A 22,233-nucleotide genomic window follows, 5' to 3' on the forward strand; every position below is an offset into this window, starting at 1 on the left:
TTTAAGTATTCAGGAAACAGTAATTATTCAGTTATAAAAAATCGAAAAGTCAGCGTAGACGGTGGGCTCGTCTTCACCAACTCCTGTATTTACTATCGAGGAGCTCGACATAATTGGCCAGGCAACAGAGACTTTACTCGAGAAACTGTCACTCCAATTCATCTTAAACAGCATTCCGCCACCGGAGAATCGGGCCCAATCGTCCTCTACGGTATCCTCATAGTTATTCACATAGCCATATCCAACATCGGCAATCAGTGCTACTTGGAAAATGTCATTTAAACGCTGATTAAACAGGATGGGGTTCATAAATTCGGGGAAGTTTACATACCACTCTGCGGAAACAACTGCACCCATATCTGCAGAAAAATCTCTCGCAGAGAAAGCACGCACACCATTGGCTCCACCCAGTGACAACTGCTCAAATCCAGGCAGGTTGCTCTCACTATATTGGGCTCTTCCTTTTACTATCAGCCTTGAGTGGTCATCGGTAAAAGGCATAGGCAGGAAGATCAGAGAACTGGTGCTAATGGCCAGCTTATTGAAGTCATCTCCCCTACCCTCTTCAACCGTATTTTGATGCTCACCGTACTGTGCGGTAGCACTTACTATATTCAGCATTGAAAGGAAGCCGTTAGAAAGGCTATCCATATAGATACCAACTTCCCCGCCATAAACGTGGTCACTGGTAAACTCGATGATGCCATCCAGGTCTGATTTTTTTTCTGTCAGGCCGAAGGATCCGGTGAGGTTGAAATCCCTTGAGCGTCGGAACTTATGATCTATAGACAGCGCGTAACTTTTGTTTACGCCTGAAATTTCCAGCAAATTAACTACGTCACCATCATCTTCTTCGTTAAAGAGACTAAATTCATTGTGATCTGCTGATATTTCCAGACGGGTGCGAGGGCCAAATAGAGGGAAGCTGTATCTGAACTGCCCGAGATCAGAACCATAATCCTCATCTGATTCAGGGTTGGATTTCAAATAACCCAGCGTTAAAGCATCACCGATCCCCAGGGGGTTCAACCAGTCAACAGTCGCATAAATCCTTTCACTACCGGTATAGAGAGAACCGTGATTATCAGCTCTAAATGAAGCACGCCAGGAATCCGACTCACGTACTTTTAAATTAAGCTTGGTTTCACCGGGGTTGTCACCCGCACTAAAGTAGCCTGTAACGTTTAAGCCTGGCAGGTCATTAAGTAAATATAATCCTTCCTCGATATTCTCATGATTTACCAGATGGCCACGCTGGTCTTCAAAGGGTTCTGCCAGTTTTTCGTCTGTGTACTCTTCATTATCTTCAGCAACAACCTGCCCGAGAAGCCCCTCTTGTACCGTAAGAGTGACCACTCCATTTTCCACATCTTGAGCGGGAATTTGCACTTGGGCCAAAAACAGCCCTTGGCGACGATAGAAGCTTGTCAGTTCAGCAGCAATCTCTTCGAGATCGCCATAACTTAAGCCCCTCTCTTTATTTTGTTTTTCAATTACACTTACCAGCTTCTTAAGCTCAGCAGGCCCCAAGCCACCAGGATTAAATTGAGCATTCATATTACCCAGTAATATTGCCAGCTCTTCCAGGTTGTCTACGGTATAACCGCTAGCGAGGATTTGATCCTCTTTCATGAATTTTGCCCGAAGTTCCTCTGCCATTTCCTCTACGGTTTCTCGGGAAATACCAAACTCGGGATATTCTTCTAAACGATGAAACTTAAATTCTTTTACAGTAATCCGCGGCCCCTGATTTCTCTGGGAGATTTCAGGAATTTCTGTATTTAAGTTGGGGTCTTCAGCTTCATAAGTACGCTGGAGAAAGTCTTGGGTTACATCCACTTCATTAATAGTAGACGTATCCTGATTAAAGGCTTCCCGCACTCGGTTGCGAAAATTAGATCCATCTTCCTGGGCAAAAGCCGGCACTTGCGATACAAGAAAGCCAGCACCTATAAATAATGCCAACTTACTTTTTCCTAGCCCAAGCATATTTCCCCCAGTTTTAATCTCTTAATCTTTAATCTAACCAACTCAACTATCGTATCGATATTCGCTGGTAATTGTTTAATCTAGTTAACATCTCTAACGACACGAAAACCGGTAAACTCATCGGGCTGGCCATTATGAAGCTTCTTGGTTGTTGCCAGACAACGGCTCATTGGATCAATGCGGCTACCTCCCAAAGCGAGCAATTCGCCCTCTGTGCCTAATCCCCACTCCTGGACATTACCTACAGCATTAAGCAACCCAAACCCATTAGAGGAGCCAGCCCGGGCAGGTACCAACTCAGCACCTTTTTCAATACCGCCATACTTCAAATGACAGTTTCGATCTGCTACTTCATCTTCCCCCCTGGCACTTGCAGCAGCAAACCACTCCTGCTCAGAAGGTAGGCGGTAGCGATAGCCGGTCTCATCACTGAGCCAGCTTAAATAAGCCTCTGCAATTGCCAGGGATAAGTTATTTACCGGCAAGTCCGTTGCTTCTGGAGTCTGCTCTCCGCACTGACCAGCAATACGGCAGAATTGAGCCAACTCAGTGCTGCTAACCTCATATTTACCCACAGCCAGTGGCCGGCCACTCAAACCTTTAATCACCACCATTGCAGGCCCCTTGCTGCCATCCGCAAGACGATCACGACAGGTGTAACGATCACCACGCCGACCGCTGCCCGGAACCAGGTGCCCACAAAAATCGAGCTTAAAGTCTTTCAATGGTTGGTATGCGGGCAGTAGAGCCCTGAATTGATCAACCAGGGCTTCCGTCTGAATCGGATCCTTGGTTCCGAGATTGGATGCGCAATTTACCAACTCTTCGCCTACCACTGGACGGATCTTCAAGGCTTTTGCACTGTCCAGCCTTGCCAGGCTGGACAACTGTGAACCTATTGCAGTGGCACTCATGGAAAAGCTGCAGGTGAGTGCTACTTCCATATCATCGAGCACAACATCAATCTGCTGCTGCTTTTGCGCAGCCAGGCGGCGACGCTCTGCCCGCTCTTCCGCCAGGCGGATACGCTCGGCTTCACGCTCTTCAGCAATCCGCTCCGCTTCAAGGCGAGCGCGCAGATTCTCTCTATCATTCGCCAGTTGAGTTTTGATAGCCTCAGCTTCTTTAGACTCACCATACCAGTTGGCAACCCCCGCCAGCATGACATCGGCCTGATCGAGGTTACCCAGGTTTAACTGACCGGTTGCAGCAGCCAGGAAAAGCTCTGATACCTGGCGACGAGAAGAATCCAGGAACTCTTTATCCGCAGGGTTCAGCTCAGAGTACTCCTCTAACTCCAGCTGAAGGTCTCGCTCCCAGGCTGGGGTCAAAATACTCAGGCCAATCAAGCGAGTGATGGCCTCTTTCTTATCAGCAATACGCCTGGCCAATAGCTCCTGTTCGTGCTTGCGTTCGAGCTCGATTCTGACTCGCTCTTGCTCTACAGCATTTTGCTGCTGCAGATGGCCATAACCCACTACAGCACCGCCCAACACCATGACAAACGCACTGCCTAGTACCCACTTCCAGGCATGGCTAACAAAGAACGCCTGTACAAACTTCTCTACGGTACTAGTGCGGTTTTCGCGCTTTAGTTCGAGTGCTGACTCAAGTGCGCGCCACTGCCTGCGATTAAGCCCTTTGATCCGCTTGGGCCGCAGGCCCTGCTCCATGGCCTTATCGGCAGGTGTCTTGTCATAAGGGTGGCGCCCGCAGAATAGTTCGTAGGCAACACAACCCAACGCAAATACATCATCACTCGGTGCCGGTTCAGCTCCCTTGAGCATCTCAAGGCTCGCATATGCCGGAGTTAGGGCTCCAAGAGTGCCAGCGTCAAATACTGTCGTTTCGCCAGCTTTATTTGCGATTCCCCCTTCAGAAACAGCTCGGGCAATACCGAAGTCAAATACTTTTGCACCTTTCTTATTGGTGACAAAAATATTGCCTGGCTTAAAGTCCGAGTGAACAATTTTATGGGAGTGGGCATATATCAGGGCTTGGGAGATATCCCAAAATACCGAGCGGGCACGCTCGGGCTCCAACCCAACATCGGCATGGTCACGCAACAACTTGTCCAATGGAGCACCCTCAAGGAACTCCATTGTCATAAATACGCGATCTCCATCGCGGTCAAAATCGTATACCGTTACGATATTAGGGTGTGCAAGCGTTTGTGACTTGCGCGCTTCCCGCTGGAGGGAAATAAAAGCATCGGGGTGCTTTTGGAAATCATCATTAAGCAGCTTGATAGCGACATAGGGCTCGCTGTCACTGGCTTCTAATTTACGGCGGTCAAGGGCTTTGTAAACTGCCCCCATTCCCCCAACACCCAGGAGTTTGTCAAGCTCAAATCGACCTTTGATTACAGTTTTGGTCACTGCATTTGAGCCGGAAGCTTCAAAGGGTTCAGGTATTACTGCCGAATCGGCAGAAACCCCACCCAAAACTTCATTGGCCCCAGCCCCACTTCCCATCCGATTAGGATTAGGGGAAGGCGCAAAGACAGTAGCATCTGAGCTAAAGCTGGCAGCAGCCGAAGGGATTACCGGTTGGGCACCTTTAACCGGGGGGTGATCATTTGCTCCAGTCTTATCCTGCTGCACAACAACGGTGATATCACCATCTTCTGTCAGCCCGCTGGTTGATTGGCCTGAGCCCGGCGGAGTGTCACTCGGCCGAACAATACGCGTCTTATCGTTCAATTCCGCCTCCATGGGAAACCATTACGACACATCCAAATCCGCAAAAACTTTGTTATTGATCTAATGGGCAAGGCAATAAAGTAGGGTGCGAAGTATATCGAACAGCCTATGTGGCAACAATGAATCAATATTCAAATAAATTTGCCTTAACACGCCATCAAACTATTATTTTGATCCAGCCCCCGAAAACACTGAGTATCACTTCGCTATATGGCTGAATTACATATTATTACAAAGCAAGCTTATCAAAAAAATACCAGTAAATGCTTTCAAATAGATATTTGACTGTCAATCAATATCCATGACTCAAACCACTTATTTATCCCCATTAGAGGTTTGTTACTTTTTAGCAATATTAAATTAGTGTCAGAGTCAATTAGGGCAAACGGGCATAAATCGTAACAGCATAAAATTGCCTCTCGAAATTAGTGCCAGAGTCGATTAAATAACTCGAAAATTAGTTTGTTTTTAGCTTTCTCTTTGTTTAAATCATCACAGTTGCCACCGCGACGACCACCTGAACTACTGCGAATCGCGGTGGTAAGGGATTAACCACCAACATCACACGCCAACTAATGAGGGACATCCCATGGCTATCTACATGAACTACAACAACAAAGCCATCAAAGGCAATGTTACTGCTTCCGGCTACGAGGACTGGATCGAAATTGACAGCTTCAACTTCGGTGTTGGCCGCGGCATTACCATGGAAGCTGGCGCCATGTCAAACCGCGAAGCTTCTCGCCCAAGCCTGAGCGAAGTAAGCTTCACCAAGCGCATCGACGCTGCTTCCGGCGGTCTGTTCAAATCTTCTGTAACTGGTGACGAAGGTGTTACCGTTGAGATCCACGTAGTACAAACCGGTGCTAACTCTGTAGAGAAGTACGCTGTTTACAAACTGGAAAACACCCTGATTTCCTCCTATAGCATCGGTGCTTCCGCTGGTGGCGCTCCGGCTGAGTCTGTATCCCTGAGCTACGCTAAAATCGAAGCGGACCTCAACCACGCAGACAAGACCAACAAGAACCCCAAGAATATGCGTGTTGGATACGACCTGGAAACAGCCAAGCCGCTGTAAGCCAGCAGAATCTGATCTGCATATACAATGGTCTGCAGGAAATTCTGCAGACCATTATTTAGCAGTTATTTAGCTGAGCGCTTATTGAGTTTTCAGCTAAATAACTGAATGTATAATAACTAGTACTATTCTCCAAGGCACCGTAGGGATAGTAGGGGCTGCCCATGACTACATTAAATCAAGATAGAAGACTGATTAAAGTCGACAGCCCGCTCGGCACGGATGCGGTAATCGCTACCAGCCTGCAAGGCGAAGAGCATATATCCAAACTCTTCCGCTATGAACTTCAGCTCCTATCCGATGACCATGCAATAAGCCAGAAAGATATCGTCGGCAAGGCTGTTACCGTTTCTGTGCACCACTCAGAAACTCCTCGCTATATCAATGGTTACGTTACTCAACTGTCTCTGCGCGATGTTAACGCTGAGGGAGTGCGAAGTTATAGCGCCACAATTCAACCTGGCCTTTGGTTTACCAGCCTTGGGGGCTCCAACAGAATTTTTGAAAAGAAATCTGCTAAACAGATTCTTGAAGAAGTTTTGGGCGAGTACAGCAAAGTTATAAAGCTAAGCGTTAAATTAAATGCTGAATACATAACTCGTGAATATTGCGTGCAGTTTGATGAAAGCGATTTTGAATTCATCAATCGCCTTATGGCTGAAGAGGGTATCTCCTATTACTTCAAGCACTCAAATGGGCAACACGAACTTGTACTTTGTGATGATAGCCAGGATTTCTATGACTGTGAAAGCGAACAGATAGAGTACGATGGGAGCGGCAGTCATCCGACAAAAAATACTGTAAGTAGCTGGCAGCGAAATTTCAATTATCATGGTGGCGGATTTGAACTGAAAGATTATTGTGAGTTCACCGCAACAAAAGATAATAAACAGCAAGTTAAAACTACCAGCCAACTGAATGATGTCAGTAATTACATGCGCGGCCTTTATGGGCTAAACCATTTCCAGGCTGACGGTGAAAATAAGCACAAATTCACAGATAGCTACCATAAGGCGCTCGCCGAGCGTTCAATGGAAGCGCAAGAAGCTTTATTTGATGTGAGCCATGGGCGCAGTGACTGCCCCTCATTCACAGCGGGCGGCCGTTTTAATTTTGACCACACAATATCGTCAGAGAAAGGGAAGTACCTGATTACTTCCGTCCATATCTCTGCTACAGACGGCAATAGTGCGGAAACACATTTCCACAATACTTTCAGTTGTATTCCGTCATCAGTAACTCCAAGACCTGAGCCAAATATTTTTGCGAAGAAAGTACACTCTCCGCAAGTCGCACGCGTTCTTGAAGTTAAGGCCACCACTTCTGACAGTTCACAAGACCCCTACACCCAAATCAAAGTCAAGTTCCCATGGAATTCACAGCAGAACAGCTGTTGGGTACGGGTGATGCAGTCATTTGCCGGAAAAAACTGGGGCGCCAACTTTGTCCCCAGAGTCAATCAAGAAGTTATTGTTACTTATATTAATGGTGATCCAGACAGACCGCTTATAACCGGAGCCGTATATAACGGTGATAATCCGGGCCCCAATTATACTGCGACCCAAAGTGGCTGGAAAACTGAGTATGAAGGTAGCGCCTTTAACGAACTTCGGTTTGATGACAAAGGCGGAAGCGAAGAGCTTTATATGGAAGCCGGCAAAGACCATAACTTTGTCGTCCATAATGACCAAACAGGTAAGATAGAGAACAAACAAACCCTTGAGGTTAAGCAAGACCGGACTATTACGGTTACCGATGGCAGTGAAGTTGTCACCATCTCAAAAGGTGATCAGAAACTCAATGTCAGTAAAGGCAATCAAGTTGTAACTATCGGGTCAGGAAATCACACACTCAAGGTCAGTAAAGGTTCTCAAACTACTGATGCAATGGGTGCAATTAAGATTTCCTCCAAAGCATCCATTGAATTAAAAGTCGGCGGTAGCAGTATTAAACTGACTCCAGCTGGTATCACCATCAAAGGAACAATGCTTTCCTGTAAGGGCGACGCTACTGCAGAAGTTAAAGGTGGCGGGATGCTGACCCTGAAAGGCGGCGTAACCATGATTAACTGATGGGGATATACCAATGACAGACCTCATTAAAGTAGAAGCTCTCACCGCAGATGAGCTACTTAAGAATTTTGAAGTTAGTGACGAGGCAGAAGATCATCTGGTACCGGATACAGCACCAGAAGTCAGCATAAACCGCCTTGTGGAAGCCGGCCTATTTCCAGACGCGATCAAGTTGCTTGCTCATGGCCTACCAAAGCGGGAAGCCGTGTGGTGGGCTTGCCTCGCGGCCCGAGATATCCAAGGCCCTCAAACTGACGATGACAATGTGAATGCGCTTAATGCAGCAGAGACTTGGGCCAAAAAGCCCAGTGAAGAAGCCCGCTTACGCTGCAAACTATTCGGCGATAAAACAAAACATAAAACTCCAGCGAGCTGGGCGGCTACTGCAGCGAGTTGGTGTCATGGCAGCTTAGCAGCCGAAGGTGAGCCGGTAGTAGAGCCGCCAGAACACCTTTATGCTCATGCAGTCGCAGGCAGTGTTACCCTTGCTGCCGTGCTATCTGACCCAGTCGATCCAAACAAAAGGTTCATGCACTATATGGAGCAAGGTCTCGATCTAGCACGAGGCGGAAACGGTAGGGTTGAGGGATAAACTATGGGTAAGCCAGCTTCCCGTATTGGTGATATGCACGTATGCCCAATGGTCACCGGCACAGTACCTCATGTGGGTGGCCCAGTAGTAAGCCCAGGAGCACCCACCGTTATCATCGGTGGGATGCCTTCAGCAACCGTTGGTAGCACTTGTACCTGTGTTGGACCGCCCGATACGGTCGCCATGGGAAGTACAACGGTAATGCTGCAAAAGAAACCTGCGGCAAGAATGGGAGACACCACAGGGCATGGTGGAAAAATAGTTATTGGTTGCCCTACAGTATTGATAGGCGGATAAAATAGGTCCATCCCGCGTACTAACTAAGTACGGTGTGTCGGCATAGATAAAATTGGAAACTGGTGTTATCCAATTAAGATCATCCCATATCTATGCTTAAGAGTACTCACACAAGTCCCCTCTTATCGAGTGGGCATCTCTCTGCCACACCATATCTGCTGAATAAAGATAACGGCTTAAAATATAGGCCCTAGTACACAAGACAATATTTCTGTGTACTAAAAGTGACGCCCTCTTTTATTAGGATATTTAGCCGACCGCAATGGTAAAGCTAGCTATCTAGCACAATTATTTTAAATCCAAAAATCGTTACTCGCATATTAACGCGTGACTTGCACGAACCTAGAAAAACCAACCTAAAATCCGGGAATATTAAACGATTTTATTCAGCTAAAAATAGCACAAATTTACCACCCAAATATAAATAATATGTTTGTATAACCCACAACCAAATAATTAAAATATTTCATACAGCAAATATTAACTAAAGATATTTGAATATTTTCAGAAAGCCTTTACTAGACAACATAGTCTAAGGCCAAAATTTAACTAAAGAGTACAACCAACCAGAGACAATCACTTTAGCCAAAACGGCCGGAGGATGTTTAGCATGCACAAGAAATATAAATTTAAATTATTTCTAATATCTTTTTTATTAATTGCCATATCACCTGGAGGGACTAACGCTATGGCCTCATTCAACCCCTTTAAAGCTTGTACATTTTCAGAAATGAAAATCAAGTTAACACTAAATGGCGAGCCTGTATCAGGGGCTAAGATCACACGCTCAATACAATGGCAAAAGGAATGGATCGATACATTTACATCTGATGAAGACGGAATCGCAGTCCTCCCAGCTAAATTTTCAAACTCTTTAACACAGGTATTACCAGTTGAGTTTGTAGTCTCCCAGGCCATCGATGTTAGTTACGAAAATAAAAACTATGAAGTTTGGGTTTACGCTAAAAGAAGCCCGGGTGAGAACTCCGAAATGGGAAAGCCGCTTAACCTCACATGTGAGCTAACAGATGAAACCAGGTTAGAAGAAATATTCGATTCAGCCTTATTAACATCATGCCAATTTAATTAACACTAAAATAAAAGGAAAGATCAATTATGCTAAGTCCTAAATACACCGCTAAACTTGCTGCGGACACTTACTTAGTAAAAGAAAGTAGGACAAGGAAAATATTTTATGAAATGTATAAAGATGACTTTGATATTGACGAAAAAATCACAGACAAAGTAGATGCGGAAGCCGGTGCTCTTATTTTCCTAAAAAGTACAGACACAAGAGGAATAGCAACTTTAGGGAAAGGGCAACACAAAGGTAGCGCTTTTTTTAGTATTTTGGGAACTGATAGCCTATATGATGTGTTAACAGACCTAAATGCTGGAGTTAAGCGATTTCATACTGGCGGAGCAGTACATCAAGGTTTTTATTATACTTTTGAGTCTCTACTACCTCAACTTGAACAGTTTGCGCAAAACCTACCCAATGATGTTCATACTATTCACTGCCTTGGCCACAGCCTTGGTGGGGCGTTAGCCACGCTTGCTGCTGATTGGCTTTCCTCAAACACAGGAAAATCTATAAAACTATATACGTTTGGCAGCCCAAGAGTTGGGCTTGATCACTTCGCTAACAGCTGTAAACGTAAACTTAAATCTGAAAATATTTATCGCGTATATCATCGTGCAGATCCTGTTCCTATGGTACCTACGTGGCCATTTATTCATGTCCCGAATGGTGGAACTGGAGACTTTGAGCTACCTACACCGAGTCTTAACCCAAAAATAAGCCATAGCAGTCAAACCTATGTTAAATCTGTATCCCCTAATGGAACCAGCTTAGATTGGGATACCGTTAAATTACAAAAACCTAAAGGAAATTTAGAAAAGAGCGTCGAGGCATGGTTAAGATCTGACGGTGTACTTTCCCTTACCATGAATACAGCATGGATCGCTGGAGAGGCACTGCTCTGGGTGCTTAAGAAAATCACTCACCTTGCAGGAATTTCTTTGGTGGTTGCCGGTGGCACGACTTTTACACTTCTCGACAGACTTGCGATATTCCTGCACAAAGCGTATCAGATTAGTAAAGATATCTCTTTTTGGATTTTGCGACTTATCCGTAGGCTGGCACAACTGATCGGATTGGCTATTGTCGAAGGTACGGATATCACGGTTTCCTTTATTCGCATGGTATTTCTACGTATGCACCGCGCTGTTTCTGACTTAGTAATGAGGGCAGGAAGACCAAACCAGTAATTATTTCTTAAAACCAGTTGTATCTATATGGTTATTAGTGGTACCAAGCCCAGCAATGATTTTTTATTAATATCACTGCCGGGCTTATATACAATTCTCTATTCTACAGTGTAACTAAAGTCCCCTTCTTCCGTTGCGGATACTTTAATTGCTTTCACTTCTTCACCGCGCGCCATTTTATCCAAACATTCACTAGCCAACTCCGGCAATAATGTTTTGTTCAGAATAACTTCAATATTACGAGCACCTGTATCAGCTTCGTGACAACGAGCAACGATGTTAATCAAAACATCCTCGTCATAGCTAAAGGAAGCTCCGTAATGCTCGTGAACGCGCTTTTCAATCTTACGCATATTGATTCTGCAAATCTCTACCAGATTCTCATCATCGAGAGGGTAATAAGCAATCACATTTGCTCGACCGAGGAAAGCAGGCTTGAATTTTTGTAGCAGATGTGGGCGGATATTATCCATCAATACGTCTGGCTCAGGCTTTTCTTCTACCTGACTGAAGATAGCTCTAATTGCATCCTCCCCTGCATTGGAGGTCATAATTATTACGGTGTTCTTGAAGTCGATATCCCTTCCTTCACCGTCTTTAATGGTCCCCTTGTCAAACAGGTTATAGAAAACATCTTGTACACCTGGGTGAGCTTTTTCCATCTCATCCAATAAGATTACCGAATAAGGCTTACGGCGTGCAGCTTCGGTAAGAACACCGCCCTCTCCGTAGCCTACATAGCCGGGAGGAGAGCCCAACAGCATAGATACTTTATGCTCTTCCTTGAATTCAGCCATATTGATGGTCGTGATATTTTGCTCACCACCAAACAGCTCATCAGCCAAGGCAAGGGCAGTCTCTGTTTTACCTACACCGCTAGTACCACAGAACATAAACACACCCACCGGTTTACGCGGGTCTGTCAAGCCTGCTCGAGAAGTGCGAATTGCCTGAGCTACAGCCTCGATAGCATGGGGCTGACCAATAACACGTTTATTCAGGCGCTCTGACAAAGTTTTCACAGCAATAATTTCATCGCTAACCATCTTGCCGACAGGAATTCCAGTCCAGTTGGCAACTACTGCGGCAATAGCCTGTTCATCAACAGCTGGCTGCATTAACGGGGTATCCCCCTGGATAACCTCCAAGTCCGCAGTTAATGTTTTGAGCTGTTGCTGATAGTCGGCTAATAAGGCCTCGTCGGGTGTATCTTCACCTTCACCACCTTGGGCCTTCATAAACTCTACATCGATCTGATCGCGGAGTTGTTGAATCTGTCCGATTAGTTCATTTTCTTTAAGTAATTGCTGTTCGAGCACTTCCAAACGCTTTTCTTCGGAAGCTTTAAACTCTTTTAGCTCTGCCAGTTGCTCCTCATGCTCACCCATTGCTGCGTTTTCACGCTCAAGTTTAGCCAGGGTAGTATTAGTGCGATCAATATTGATACGAGCATCTTCAATCGCCCCAGGAGTAGCAGACTGGCTAAGAGCGACGCGCGCGCAGGCCGTATCCAGTAAGCTAACAGACTTATCTGGCAATTGGCGCCCGGGAATATAACGATGAGATAACTTGACCGAAGCTATGATAGCTTCATCCAGAATGCGTACTTTATGGTGCTCCTCCAGCGAGGTTGCGATACCACGCATCATATCAATCGCGTTGCTCTCATCAGGCTCTTCCACTTTTACTACCTGGAATCTACGGGTCAAAGCAGGATCGCGTTCAAAATACTTCTTATATTCCGCCCAGGTTGTGGCAGCTAAAGTACGCAATTCACCACGAGCCAGTGCAGGTTTCAGGAGATTAGCCGCATCCCCCTGCCCCTCTTTACCGCCCGCGCCAATCATGGTGTGCGCTTCATCAATAAATAGAATAATTGGCGTTGCAGATGCTCGCACTTCTGAAATTACAGACTTCAAGCGGTTTTCAAACTCACCTTTTACACTGGCGCCAGCCTGAAGAAGTCCCAAGTCAAGCGTGCGTACGGCTACACCGCGCAATGGCTCAGGTACATCACCACTAGCTATTCGAAGAGCAAAGCCTTCAACGACGGCAGTTTTACCAACACCTGCTTCACCAGTCAGGATCGGATTATTTTGACGCCGGCGAGTTAAGATATCGATACATTGGCGTATTTCCTCATCACGACCAAGTACAGGGTCAATCTCTCCCTTCTTCGCTCTTTCAGTTAGGTTGATTGTATATTTGTCCAAAGCTGGAGCTTTAGAAGCAGCTGCAGCAACTGCAGCTGCGCCATCATCCATATCCGCCGTAGCGCTAATATGGCTAGACTCTCCACTTTGTCCAAACATTGCACGAGCGGTTTCGCGAATCGATTCTGGAGCTATCTCTTTCAGTTCTGGGCAGGATTCTAAAATCTGGCGACGAGAAGTTTCTTCCAGTAAAAGCGCAGCCAAAAAGTGTCCGGAACTGATTGCTCTATGTCCATAATCAATAGAAGCCAGCATCCAAGCATTCTTCGCTGCTTCTACGATAGTTGGGGACAGGGCTGGTGGACGGCTGCTGCCGGCCCGAAATCCAGCAATCGCTGTAGCCAGCTGCTTGGCAAAATTTGCTGGATTACAGTCGTGTTTTTCCAACAGATGGTAAAGGTCAGTATCAGACTGATCCAAAAGTTTCAGTAACCAATGCTCTAATTCAACATTGTACTGGTTCTGTGACAGACAAAGCCCAGCAGCGCCCTCTAGTGAGTCACGCATATGCGGAGTCATGGTATCAACCAATCGCTTCAAATCGATATTGATCACGTTGAATATCCTTTCCTAAATAATAATGTTGTTAATTTTACTTATGCAGCAGGTAAAGCTTCATCAGGTGAAATATTGTCTGCACTTAAGGTTATTTGTACTAACCTTTCACCATCTTGTTCACTAGCCATGTGAGTATTCCATCCCAGTAAAGGTTCATTCTCAGCTTTTCTATTTAGCTGGATAGGTGCCACCTGGCTGGTTGAAAGTGTCACCGACAACTCAAAATCCAATTCGATACCAGCACTAAAGCGAATAAACTCCTTAAGCGATTCCAACTTTTTCGTACCCGGAGCAATAGTCATAAATTGCTCATAAGGCATTGACTCAATAATTACCTGAAATTTATTCTGGGCTTGGAAGCAGTGCGTACCCAGAATGGTATTTACTCCCAAGCAATTATTAATACCCTTCGGCACCTGAGCACTGGGCAGTCGGCACAAGATATCATCCGGTAACTCATCCCACTGTCCCTGGAATTGTTCAATACTTACCGTTAAATCAAAATAATGCTTGATCATGCTGGATAAAGCGGTAGCGGAACAACGTCCACTGGAAAGGTGTCCTCCCATTCCAACTAGTGCTTCATCCGGTATCGGCATTCGATAGCGCATTTCATTTGTACCAAGCCCTGCAAGGGACGCAAGAGCCTGGGTAAACTTGTCTGGCTCTCGAGAATTCTGCAGGCGTTGCCGCTCATAATTCACAGGCAACTGGTATTTATGCCAAGCTTGATAAAAAAGGGAAATACTTCGGTGATTAAACATATCCAGAAAATCACGCAGCGCCGTATTGTTCTCCCTAAGCTCCCTCTGCACTAACTCTGTCAGGTAATAGGGCATCACCCCCTGACTACCGATTAACCCTGTAAAACCCACCTCCATATGCCACTGATGAGTCTCATTTTCATCGGGCTCTTCATGTTCAACGCTTTTCTTCTCTAGACGTAAAACATCTGAGCTGACAAAAGACAACCCAGATTGAGCACTAAACCGAATCAGCTCTTTAGTCGGAGGGGCAGCGCTAGCTATAGGTTCTTTACTGAAACCTGTACCTGCCAGATGTACTGCACGCTCTACCAGCCTTACCGCTTGAAAAAAATCAAAGTTATAAGGCTCTCGGCGTAAACGCTCAATTACAGTAAAGCTTTTTCGCCGGCGCGAGGTGGCCATCGCTTCAACTCCCCATCTCGACCACTCATAGTGGCAATCAGTTTTGTAAATGAATTAATTGAACAGTATAAGCCCAGGAAACGCTCTATGATGCTAGCAAATAACAATGGACTTGTTCCTGTTAACATCATGGAATCAAGTTCAATCTCAACTTCTGTGCCGCGACATAAAACTACACTTTGATCAATCTGAATCGGAGCAGTAACCGGTTTAGTATTAAGCTTTAACAATGACTCGATTAAATTACGCGTACTAGCAGAGTCACGGAAGTCATAAAGCCTAAAAATTTCTTTTAACGCATTACATCCCTCTGCACCTGATAGAGAAAGATGATTTAAGTTAAGGTGAGAAATTAACCTCCAATACCCTCGCTCTCGTCGAGGCGGTCGTATAGTTGCCGTTGGGGAAACCACACAACTAATTCGGCTAACTGGCAAATCACCGTCAACAACCTCTAAATAAGGCTGGGCGCTACCACTAGGTAATTTTTTGGCTAGATTTCGATTACAGCAGGTTAACTTAATATCTAATGTCTGATCACTAATTCTATGCGGATTAAAGTCCAGATCGACTAAGCTTATATCAATCTCAGATGCTTGTTCATTCCGATGCTCTCCTTCGATCACATCTCTGCGACGACTAAACCAAAATGCAGATTGATCAGCATGATGTTGACTGTGTCGAATTCCATAGAAAGGCCGGTAACTGGTTGTCTCTCCATCACCATTAGTTGCCGCAACTTCATCCACTGAGTATATTTCTAAGCCATCACTCCTGCGGGCATCAGGGACCACATGGTAACTATACTGCGAGTGATTAAGTGGAATAGGATCTGCACTTTGTTTAAATAAATTAACAACCGGAGCACAGCCCAAAGCAAACATGCTTGGAGAAATCTGTTTTTCCAACTCCTCATGAGTTTCGGATAAATAAAAATACAGATTTAACGTGTCGTCAAAGCTCTCGTTTAACGCCTCACCAATGTTCAACATATCCAAGAAAAGGAACTTTTCTGGAAAAGCAAAATATTCAGTTAGGAGTCGATATCCTACGAATGCGGTATCAGGATATGGCAATAAACCCTCATCTGGACTTAGCCCCACTTGACATATTTCATCCGGAGAGAGAAAAGTTGGCTTTGGATCACTCTCCCCATTGGCAACAACCAACCTTACACACTTACTTAGTAGCAAGTCATATAAACTATAGATATGAGATGGTTGGCCACGAAGGAAAAAGCGGAGACTCTCAGGGTTTAGCTCAGAAAATTTTATGCTTGGGCTAAAAGTTTTAAGGGATAATTTTAAAACTGCATTAGCGCCCTGAATGTCATTACAGCCCGGAGCGATAAATGGCCTTGGCATCAGGGTGGCACTCACCGCCTGAAATGGGCAAATTTCTGCTGGATAACAAGTTGTAAAGCGGCAGGTTTGCCCTTGAAAGCTGTCACTTTCGAGTAACGTCTTCGTTTCTACCCGGGTTATCGCATCCAAATCCTTTTCCGGTTCAAACTGAACAATGGCACAAGAAGGAATTGGACGAAGATAATGAGGATACAGAGTTTCCAGCATTGCATCCGTTAACTCCGGAAAATCATCACTCAGCTTTTGCTGCACCCGAGCATTCATGTAAGCGAAGCCGGACAACAGTCGCCCTACTAAAGGATCATCAACTGTGTCTGCATCCAGCTGAAGTCGGGATGCGGCAGCTGGGTGCATCTTTGCAAATTCAGCAGAAGTTTGCTGAATGAATGCGAGCTCTCGCTCGTAGAGATCTATTAATTTTTCACTCATCACATAATCTCAGAGACATCCACCAGCTGGGTAACTGGGTTGAGTGCCGAATCAAATACAATAACTTCCGACGCTGGATTTACATGTAATACAGCTTCAACACGAAAGCGTATACTAGGATCTTCGACATCCACTTTGTCTTGGGTGGTTACTTTTACCGAACGTATTCTGGGCTCAAAATTTAAAATTGTTTTTTCAATATCTCGACAAAACTGTTTTCGGCTAGCGGCAGAGGAAAGATTGACTGTTGATAGGTCTGGTAACCCGTAGTTAATATTTGACTGCTCTAAACTTTCATGAGTTGAAGGTGCGGAAATACATTTAAATCTTGTATTGAACAAGTATTCCAAATCACGACGCACCCCTTCACGCAACTGCCTCAACACTTGATGGGATTGATGTACATCCAATTTACTAGATGATTGTAATAATCGATCCAATACCGGGGCCAATAATCGCTTCTCTCTAACCATATTAATTAGGTAGCTCCGACGCCGATTGTTGCCAATGCGGTTGTAAGTTTTAGCTCGGATACAAGATGGTCAACGGTGTAATGACTCTTGAGATGAATCACACTTTGATAGCTACCCGCCTTGCCTGGTTCATCCGTTACTTGCACCCGAGACTCCCGTAGAGGGTATCGAGCCTGCATTTCCCAGGAAAGGTCATCCCTTCCCGTTGTGTATTCATCCAACCAATGCTGCAACTGCCGTTCGCAATCTGCAGCATTCATATAGGCACCCACCTTATCCCTTATCATTACCTTGATATAATGAGCAAATCGGGATGCGCAAAGTATTTGTTGTAACATAGAGCTAATACGCGCATTAGCCGTGGCTGCTTTAGATGTGTATTGCTTCGGCCTTTGAAGTGATGGAACACTATTAAAGGCGCTGTAAGGAGTATCGTAACAATGACTCAAGCATACATACCCTAAGTCACTTAAATCCCGCTCAGCAAAATCAGTTACCAAAATTGAAGTGGCCATTCGGATCATGCCAGGAGTACTATCTGGCCTATAAGGCACCATTGGAAGCTGGGTTACCAGCCCTCCGCCCAGATGGTCACGTGCAACCCCTCTAATATGTGAAAACCAGCCAACTTCACTAAACTCTCTTAACAGTACGGCACCCAATGCAAAGCAGGCATTCCCCCATAAATAATTCTGGTTATGGGATGCCCGTACCTGCTCCTGAAACCTCAAACCACGATAGGATGAAAATTCCTGATTATAAGGTTCTCTCATCAAAACTTGAGGAAGTGTCAAAGCGATAAATCGGCTGTCTTCCAGATCCCGAAGGCCATTCCACCGAATGTATTCTTTTTGACGGAACACTTCTGAAAAATTGATAGGCTTTGCTAGATCCGAAAAGTTGTCTACACCAAAAAGTTGCGGTGCTGATGCACAAACAAACGGGGCAAAGGCTGCGGCTGCAGTATGCGCGATGCCCTGCAAAGTAAATACATCATCATAAGGGTGGTCAGGCAGCGGCCGATGGGATACATAGTAATCTCCAAGTAACAAACCAAATGGCTCGCCGCCTGGAGTACCAAACTCTTCATTATATATAAGATGAAACAGCCCAGATTGGTCAAAATCCGGGGCCCGCTCTATATCCTTCGCGAGGTCTTTCCAGCTGGCATCCAAGAGTTTGATTTTAATATTTTCAGCGTGGGGTGTATCAAACACCAATAAGGATATCCCCCGCCAGCTCGCTTCAAGTCTCTGAAACTTCTGGTGATGAATTATACAATTCAACTGGTCACAGATCAGCTCATCCAACTCGGCGATAATTCGACTCAGATAATGGCGAACGGAATAATTATCCCTATTTGTACAAGGGCATAATTCTGTGAGCCAATATTCAAATGCAAAAAGGTCATCCGGTTCCTGCAGAAATTTTTGTAGCTCTCTCTGCTGCCCTCTCGCCAATTTCTCCGGTAGAACATCTGGTTGATCTTCCGATATTTGGTCATGTGCTGCACGGGGCACCGGTATACTCCAACAAGAATTATTATTTGAATAAATAATGGTAAAACGCAGGCCTTGAACAAGGCCATGTGAAGAGAGAACCCGCCCCTAAGGGCGGGCCCGGAGCCTTATCCCGCAGATGGGATATTTGCCACCATACGCAAGGACGTCGTCAATTCTTCCATCTGTAACCAGGGTCTCAGATAGGCAATCGCACTGTAACATCCAGGCTGACCCGGAATCTCTTTTACTTCTACACGCGCCTCAGAAAGCGGGTACTTCGCTTTCATTTCAGGGCTCGCGTCGGGGTTGGAGTTAGTGTACTGGGAGATCCACTTGTTCAACCAGCGCTCACAATCACCGGCTTCCATAAAGGAGCCTACTTTATCGCGCGCCATTACCTTGAGGTAATGTGCAATACGAGAGGTCGCCATCAAATAAGGCAAGCGAGCAGATATGGCTGCGTTAGCAGTGGCGTCAGGGTCATCGTATGCCTTTGCCTTTTGCGCACTTTGAGCACCAAAGAATACAGAGTAATCCGTATTCTTGTAGTGACATAGAGGCAAGAAGCCTTGAGCGCTTAACTCAGCTTCACGGCGATCGGTAATACCAATCTCTGTGGGGCATTTCTGATCGAGATCTCCATCGTCACTCTTGAACACGTGAGATGGCAACCCTTCTACTTTACCACCACCCTCAGCACCGCGAATTGCAGTACACCAGGAGTTCTCAGCGAATGCTTTTGTCATGGTGGTACCCATAACATAAGAAGCATTCATCCAGCAGTATTGATCGTGCTCTGCTGGACGGGAAACGCCGTCTTCATCCACTTCAAACTCTTCAAAGTCAAAAGCTTCAATTGGCTTGGTGTTAGCACCATAAGGGGTACGGGCCAGGGTACGCGGCATTACCAAGGTAACAAAACGGGAGTCGTCACTATCACGGAAACTGCGCCACTTGATGTACTCGGCGGATTCAAAAATACCACCCAGATCTCTCGGCTTGGAAAGCTCCGTGTAGTCATCAAAACCGAACATGCCAGCACCGGCTGCTGCAACAAACGGACAGAAGCCAGCTGCAGCAACATTAGACATCTTGCTCAGCAGTTCGATATCCTCAGGGTGACTGGTGAACTCGAAATCCCCAATCATTACGCCGTATGGCTCACCACCCGCAGTACCAAACTCTTCTTCATAGATCTTTTTGAAGGTCTGGCTCTGGTCGAACTCAACTGCCTTATCCAGGTCGCGGAAGAGCTCGCGCTTGCTCAGATTGAGCATGCGGATTTTCATGGTAGCGCCAGTTTCCGAGTTCATAACCAGGTGATTCAGACCGCGCCAGGATCCTTCCAGCTTCTGAAATTTCTCGTCATGTAAAATCGCAGACAGCTGCTGGGACATGGCCTTATCAATCGCGCTAACAGCTTTCTTGATGGTCTGGGTCAGGTTACGATCCCAGGTGACCGTTCCTTTCATTACTTGCTCTGTCAAATTCGCAAGCAAGTCTTGTGCTTCTTGAGGCTCAGTTTGTTTAGTTGCCGCAATCGCCTGGTCTAGGAGACTCGCCGATTGCTCTTCGGCTTCACTACCTGCAACATTTTCTACTTCAGTGCTCATTCTGAGTCCTCTCCTTTATCCTCATTCAAGCCCAACTGGTCAGAGATAGCGCTGACGTTTTCTGTGCTCTTGAGAATATCCTCAAGTACTTTTTCAAGCTCCTCAGAGCGATCAGCTTTACTCAGCAGATCACGCAGCTTGCTACGGGCTTCAAGCAATTGCTTTAGTGGCTCAACCTGCTCAACAATCTGCTCCGGCGAGAAGGCGTCCATGTTGTTGAAGTCGAGATCAACAGCCATCTTGCTACCGTCACCAGTCAGGGTGTTTTCCACCTGCAAGTTCAACTTTGGGTTTACTTTACCCATTACGTCGTTGAAGTTATCGCGGTCAATTTGGATAAACTTACGATCTTTCAGTGCCTTGCGATTCTCGGCATTATCACCAGAGTAATCACCCATAACACCCGCCACAAAAGGAAGCTCCTTTTTGACTTCGGCTCCGTTAGTTTCAACATCGTAAGTGATATGTACACGCGGCTTACGCACGCGCTTAAGTTTGTTGTGGATGCTTTCAGACATCTAAGGTCTCCTTTCCGACTTTAGGGACTGCTGTTCTCAGTTAATTACCAACCAGTGCTGGCTTCTTCTTGCGGTTGCTCACCCCAACCTTCATCAGAGACTGGCGCGGATACACTTTCAGTAGGCGTATCTGCGGCAACCGCAGGAGCTGATGACGTGCCACTTGTAGTCACTGGTGGGGTTATATATTTTTGTGTATCCGTGCCATCGAGACGAACTCCCGTCAACTGGGAGTAAAGCGCTTTCGACTGGTCATCAGGTAGCAATTCAGACATCAATTGTGAAACGGTCATTCGTCCCCAGCCTATCAGCCTCTCCAGGCCGGGCGCCAGCGGCGTATGCGGCTCATAGGTACGAAAATACTTTGCCGCCTGCTCAAGCAATTTTAAAGCATCTTCTCTGGACACTACCGGACCGGTAGGGACAGCTACAGCAGAGGCAGCCACAGAAGTAACCGCTGCTACAGCTGCGTTTCCAGCCTGAACTTCCCCAGCAGGCTCTTCTGACGATTCAGGCGCCACATCTTCTTGAGTCTGCTCCATAGACTCCAAGTGCGTCTTATAAATAAAACGGCTTGTCCGCAACACCTCATCCAATAGAGATGAAATATTCGTGGATGGGGGGGCATCATGACCGCAGCTTTGTCGCAGGCTATCATTTATTGTCTTAAAGTGCCCCAGCGCTGCCTCGATTGTCTGAACGAGGTTTTGAGCCCATTCACCGCTCGCACTGTTTACACATTGATCAATCTGCTCAAGGTTGTAACCCAGCGTTTCTATTCGAGCAGCCTTGGCATCGTCATCTGCAATTCTGTCAGCATCCCGAGCCTGTTGGAATTGGAAGAATGAATAGTCCCCATAATCCCCTTCGGGAGTAATACCGGCACTGCGAATAGGCATTAGCAAGGTGCCATCACCACCATCACCATTCAAACCTGTCAGGGGTGCTACTTTTGTCTCAAGGCCATCTTCGTCTGGTAAGGGATACAGACCTTCCCAATATTGCTCTACTAACGAGTCGATCACCTGCAAGCCATCTCTCAAGCCAATAAAGCCATGTAAGCGAATCAAGGCCTCGGTATACCAGCTGGCAACCTCCAAGTCCTTACTCTTTTTCCCTAGGATATTTTCTGCAGCTTTTGCTACATCCCTCCAAGGTGCGAGTAGGTCTGTGTCTGCATCATCGAACATTGCGGAGCGTTCAGCAGCTCTTGCACTGTTGCGAGCATCTTTGATCGAGTAATAATCAGAAGTTGGCGAACGATCTTCTCGGATATCTTCCCCTACGGGATTATCCTCTGAGATTGGAGCAACTAATTCATCGATATTTATCGTGTTTGGGAATGCCATCAAAAAAGGCCCTTATACCGAATCAAATCCTTTAATCAGAATTC

At 45.9% G+C, this 22,233-nt stretch carries 16 protein-coding genes; 6 read left to right on the forward strand and 10 right to left on the reverse strand.

Annotation, left to right across the window (positions count from 1 at the left end):
* Nucleotides 1-27 precede the first annotated feature (27 nt).
* Entirely contained in the window at nucleotides 28-1,965 is a 1,938-nt protein-coding gene (locus tag ACYX4J_RS20045) for a ShlB/FhaC/HecB family hemolysin secretion/activation protein (RefSeq protein ID WP_476177405.1), read from the reverse strand.
* 104 nt (nucleotides 1,966-2,069) lie between these two features.
* Nucleotides 2,070-4,691 carry a bifunctional serine/threonine-protein kinase/formylglycine-generating enzyme family protein gene (locus ACYX4J_RS20050; protein ID WP_476177406.1) on the reverse strand — a complete coding sequence of 874 codons (2,622 nt, stop codon included), beginning with the start codon at nucleotides 4,689-4,691 and terminating at the stop codon, nucleotides 2,070-2,072.
* Nucleotides 4,692-5,280: 589 nt separating this feature from the next.
* Between ACYX4J_RS20050 and ACYX4J_RS20055 the strand changes: the two genes are divergently transcribed.
* The 6 genes from ACYX4J_RS20055 to ACYX4J_RS20080 all read left to right on the forward strand — a co-directional run bounded on the left by ACYX4J_RS20055 (nucleotide 5,281) and on the right by ACYX4J_RS20080 (nucleotide 11,001).
* On the forward strand, nucleotides 5,281-5,769 hold the full coding sequence (locus tag ACYX4J_RS20055) for an Hcp family type VI secretion system effector (protein ID WP_413664127.1): 489 nt from the start codon (nucleotides 5,281-5,283) through the stop codon (nucleotides 5,767-5,769).
* A 164-nt stretch (nucleotides 5,770-5,933) separates the two neighbouring features.
* A complete protein-coding gene (locus ACYX4J_RS20060; RefSeq protein ID WP_444906600.1) occupies nucleotides 5,934-7,841 on the forward strand; it encodes a type VI secretion system Vgr family protein in 1,908 nt (635 codons plus the stop codon).
* A gap of 13 nt (nucleotides 7,842-7,854) precedes the next feature.
* Nucleotides 7,855-8,433: a DUF6931 family protein gene (locus ACYX4J_RS20065; protein ID WP_476177407.1), complete on the forward strand. Its 579-nt coding sequence runs from the start codon at nucleotides 7,855-7,857 to the stop codon at nucleotides 8,431-8,433.
* Between the two features lie 3 nt (nucleotides 8,434-8,436).
* The gene (locus ACYX4J_RS20070; RefSeq protein ID WP_413664124.1) at nucleotides 8,437-8,730 is read left to right on the forward strand and encodes a PAAR domain-containing protein; all 294 of its coding nucleotides are present in this window, start codon (nucleotides 8,437-8,439) and stop codon (nucleotides 8,728-8,730) included.
* A 610-nt stretch (nucleotides 8,731-9,340) separates the two neighbouring features.
* A complete protein-coding gene (locus ACYX4J_RS20075) occupies nucleotides 9,341-9,820 on the forward strand; it encodes a DUF6795 domain-containing protein (RefSeq protein WP_476177408.1) in 480 nt (159 codons plus the stop codon).
* Between the two features lie 26 nt (nucleotides 9,821-9,846).
* Complete coding sequence (locus tag ACYX4J_RS20080; protein WP_444914952.1) at nucleotides 9,847-11,001, forward strand: lipase family protein; 1,155 nt, start codon at nucleotides 9,847-9,849, stop codon at nucleotides 10,999-11,001.
* A 98-nt stretch (nucleotides 11,002-11,099) separates the two neighbouring features.
* Here the strand turns inward: ACYX4J_RS20080 and tssH are convergent, their stop codons facing one another.
* The 8 genes from tssH to tssA all read right to left on the reverse strand — a co-directional run bounded on the left by tssH (nucleotide 11,100) and on the right by tssA (nucleotide 22,189).
* Nucleotides 11,100-13,769 (reverse strand): type VI secretion system ATPase TssH, encoded by a 2,670-nt coding sequence (gene tssH, locus ACYX4J_RS20085; protein ID WP_475708928.1) that lies wholly within the window; start codon nucleotides 13,767-13,769, stop codon nucleotides 11,100-11,102.
* A gap of 41 nt (nucleotides 13,770-13,810) precedes the next feature.
* Entirely contained in the window at nucleotides 13,811-14,941 is a 1,131-nt protein-coding gene (gene tssG / locus ACYX4J_RS20090; RefSeq protein ID WP_444906603.1) for a type VI secretion system baseplate subunit TssG, read from the reverse strand.
* Nucleotides 14,905-16,734: a type VI secretion system baseplate subunit TssF gene (gene tssF, locus ACYX4J_RS20095; protein WP_444906604.1), complete on the reverse strand. Its 1,830-nt coding sequence runs from the start codon at nucleotides 16,732-16,734 to the stop codon at nucleotides 14,905-14,907. Before tssF ends, tssG begins: the two co-directional genes overlap by 37 nt.
* On the reverse strand, nucleotides 16,734-17,207 hold the full coding sequence (gene tssE, locus ACYX4J_RS20100) for a type VI secretion system baseplate subunit TssE (protein WP_444895421.1): 474 nt from the start codon (nucleotides 17,205-17,207) through the stop codon (nucleotides 16,734-16,736). Before tssE ends, tssF begins: the two co-directional genes overlap by 1 nt.
* A 5-nt stretch (nucleotides 17,208-17,212) precedes the next feature.
* Complete coding sequence (gene tssC, locus ACYX4J_RS20105) at nucleotides 17,213-18,727, reverse strand: type VI secretion system contractile sheath large subunit (RefSeq protein ID WP_476177409.1); 1,515 nt, start codon at nucleotides 18,725-18,727, stop codon at nucleotides 17,213-17,215.
* Nucleotides 18,728-18,834: 107 nt separating this feature from the next.
* Nucleotides 18,835-20,322, reverse strand: coding sequence for a type VI secretion system contractile sheath large subunit (gene tssC / locus ACYX4J_RS20110; protein ID WP_444914955.1), 1,488 nt, complete (start codon nucleotides 20,320-20,322; stop codon nucleotides 18,835-18,837).
* Nucleotides 20,319-20,840 carry a type VI secretion system contractile sheath small subunit gene (gene tssB / locus ACYX4J_RS20115; protein WP_413664115.1) on the reverse strand — a complete coding sequence of 174 codons (522 nt, stop codon included), beginning with the start codon at nucleotides 20,838-20,840 and terminating at the stop codon, nucleotides 20,319-20,321. The genes tssC (ACYX4J_RS20110) and tssB overlap by 4 nt, the downstream gene beginning before the upstream one ends.
* Before the next feature lie 44 nt (nucleotides 20,841-20,884).
* A complete protein-coding gene (tssA, locus tag ACYX4J_RS20120) occupies nucleotides 20,885-22,189 on the reverse strand; it encodes a type VI secretion system protein TssA (RefSeq protein WP_476177410.1) in 1,305 nt (434 codons plus the stop codon).
* Nucleotides 22,190-22,233 lie beyond the last annotated feature (44 nt).

This window comes from Microbulbifer sp. ABM4_008 (assembly GCF_056311705.1).

What these genes read in the sequence shown, in the direction of transcription:
- ACYX4J_RS20055 (WP_413664127.1), top strand. Translation starts at nt 5,281, where the DNA reads ATGGCTATCTACATGAACTACAACAACAAAGCCATCAAAGGCAATGTT.
- ACYX4J_RS20060 (WP_444906600.1), top strand. Translation starts at nt 5,934, where the DNA reads ATGACTACATTAAATCAAGATAGAAGACTGATTAAAGTCGACAGCCCG.
- ACYX4J_RS20065 (WP_476177407.1), top strand. Translation starts at nt 7,855, where the DNA reads ATGACAGACCTCATTAAAGTAGAAGCTCTCACCGCAGATGAGCTACTT.
- ACYX4J_RS20070 (WP_413664124.1), top strand. Translation starts at nt 8,437, where the DNA reads ATGGGTAAGCCAGCTTCCCGTATTGGTGATATGCACGTATGCCCAATG.
- ACYX4J_RS20075 (WP_476177408.1), top strand. Translation starts at nt 9,341, where the DNA reads ATGCACAAGAAATATAAATTTAAATTATTTCTAATATCTTTTTTATTA.
- ACYX4J_RS20080 (WP_444914952.1), top strand. Translation starts at nt 9,847, where the DNA reads ATGCTAAGTCCTAAATACACCGCTAAACTTGCTGCGGACACTTACTTA.
- tssG (WP_444906603.1), bottom strand. Translation starts at nt 14,941, where the DNA reads ATGGCCACCTCGCGCCGGCGAAAAAGCTTTACTGTAATTGAGCGTTTA.
- tssF (WP_444906604.1), bottom strand. Translation starts at nt 16,734, where the DNA reads ATGAGTGAAAAATTAATAGATCTCTACGAGCGAGAGCTCGCATTCATT.
- tssE (WP_444895421.1), bottom strand. Translation starts at nt 17,207, where the DNA reads ATGGTTAGAGAGAAGCGATTATTGGCCCCGGTATTGGATCGATTATTA.
- tssC (WP_444914955.1), bottom strand. Translation starts at nt 20,322, where the DNA reads ATGAGCACTGAAGTAGAAAATGTTGCAGGTAGTGAAGCCGAAGAGCAA.
- tssB (WP_413664115.1), bottom strand. Translation starts at nt 20,840, where the DNA reads ATGTCTGAAAGCATCCACAACAAACTTAAGCGCGTGCGTAAGCCGCGT.
- tssA (WP_476177410.1), bottom strand. Translation starts at nt 22,189, where the DNA reads ATGGCATTCCCAAACACGATAAATATCGATGAATTAGTTGCTCCAATC.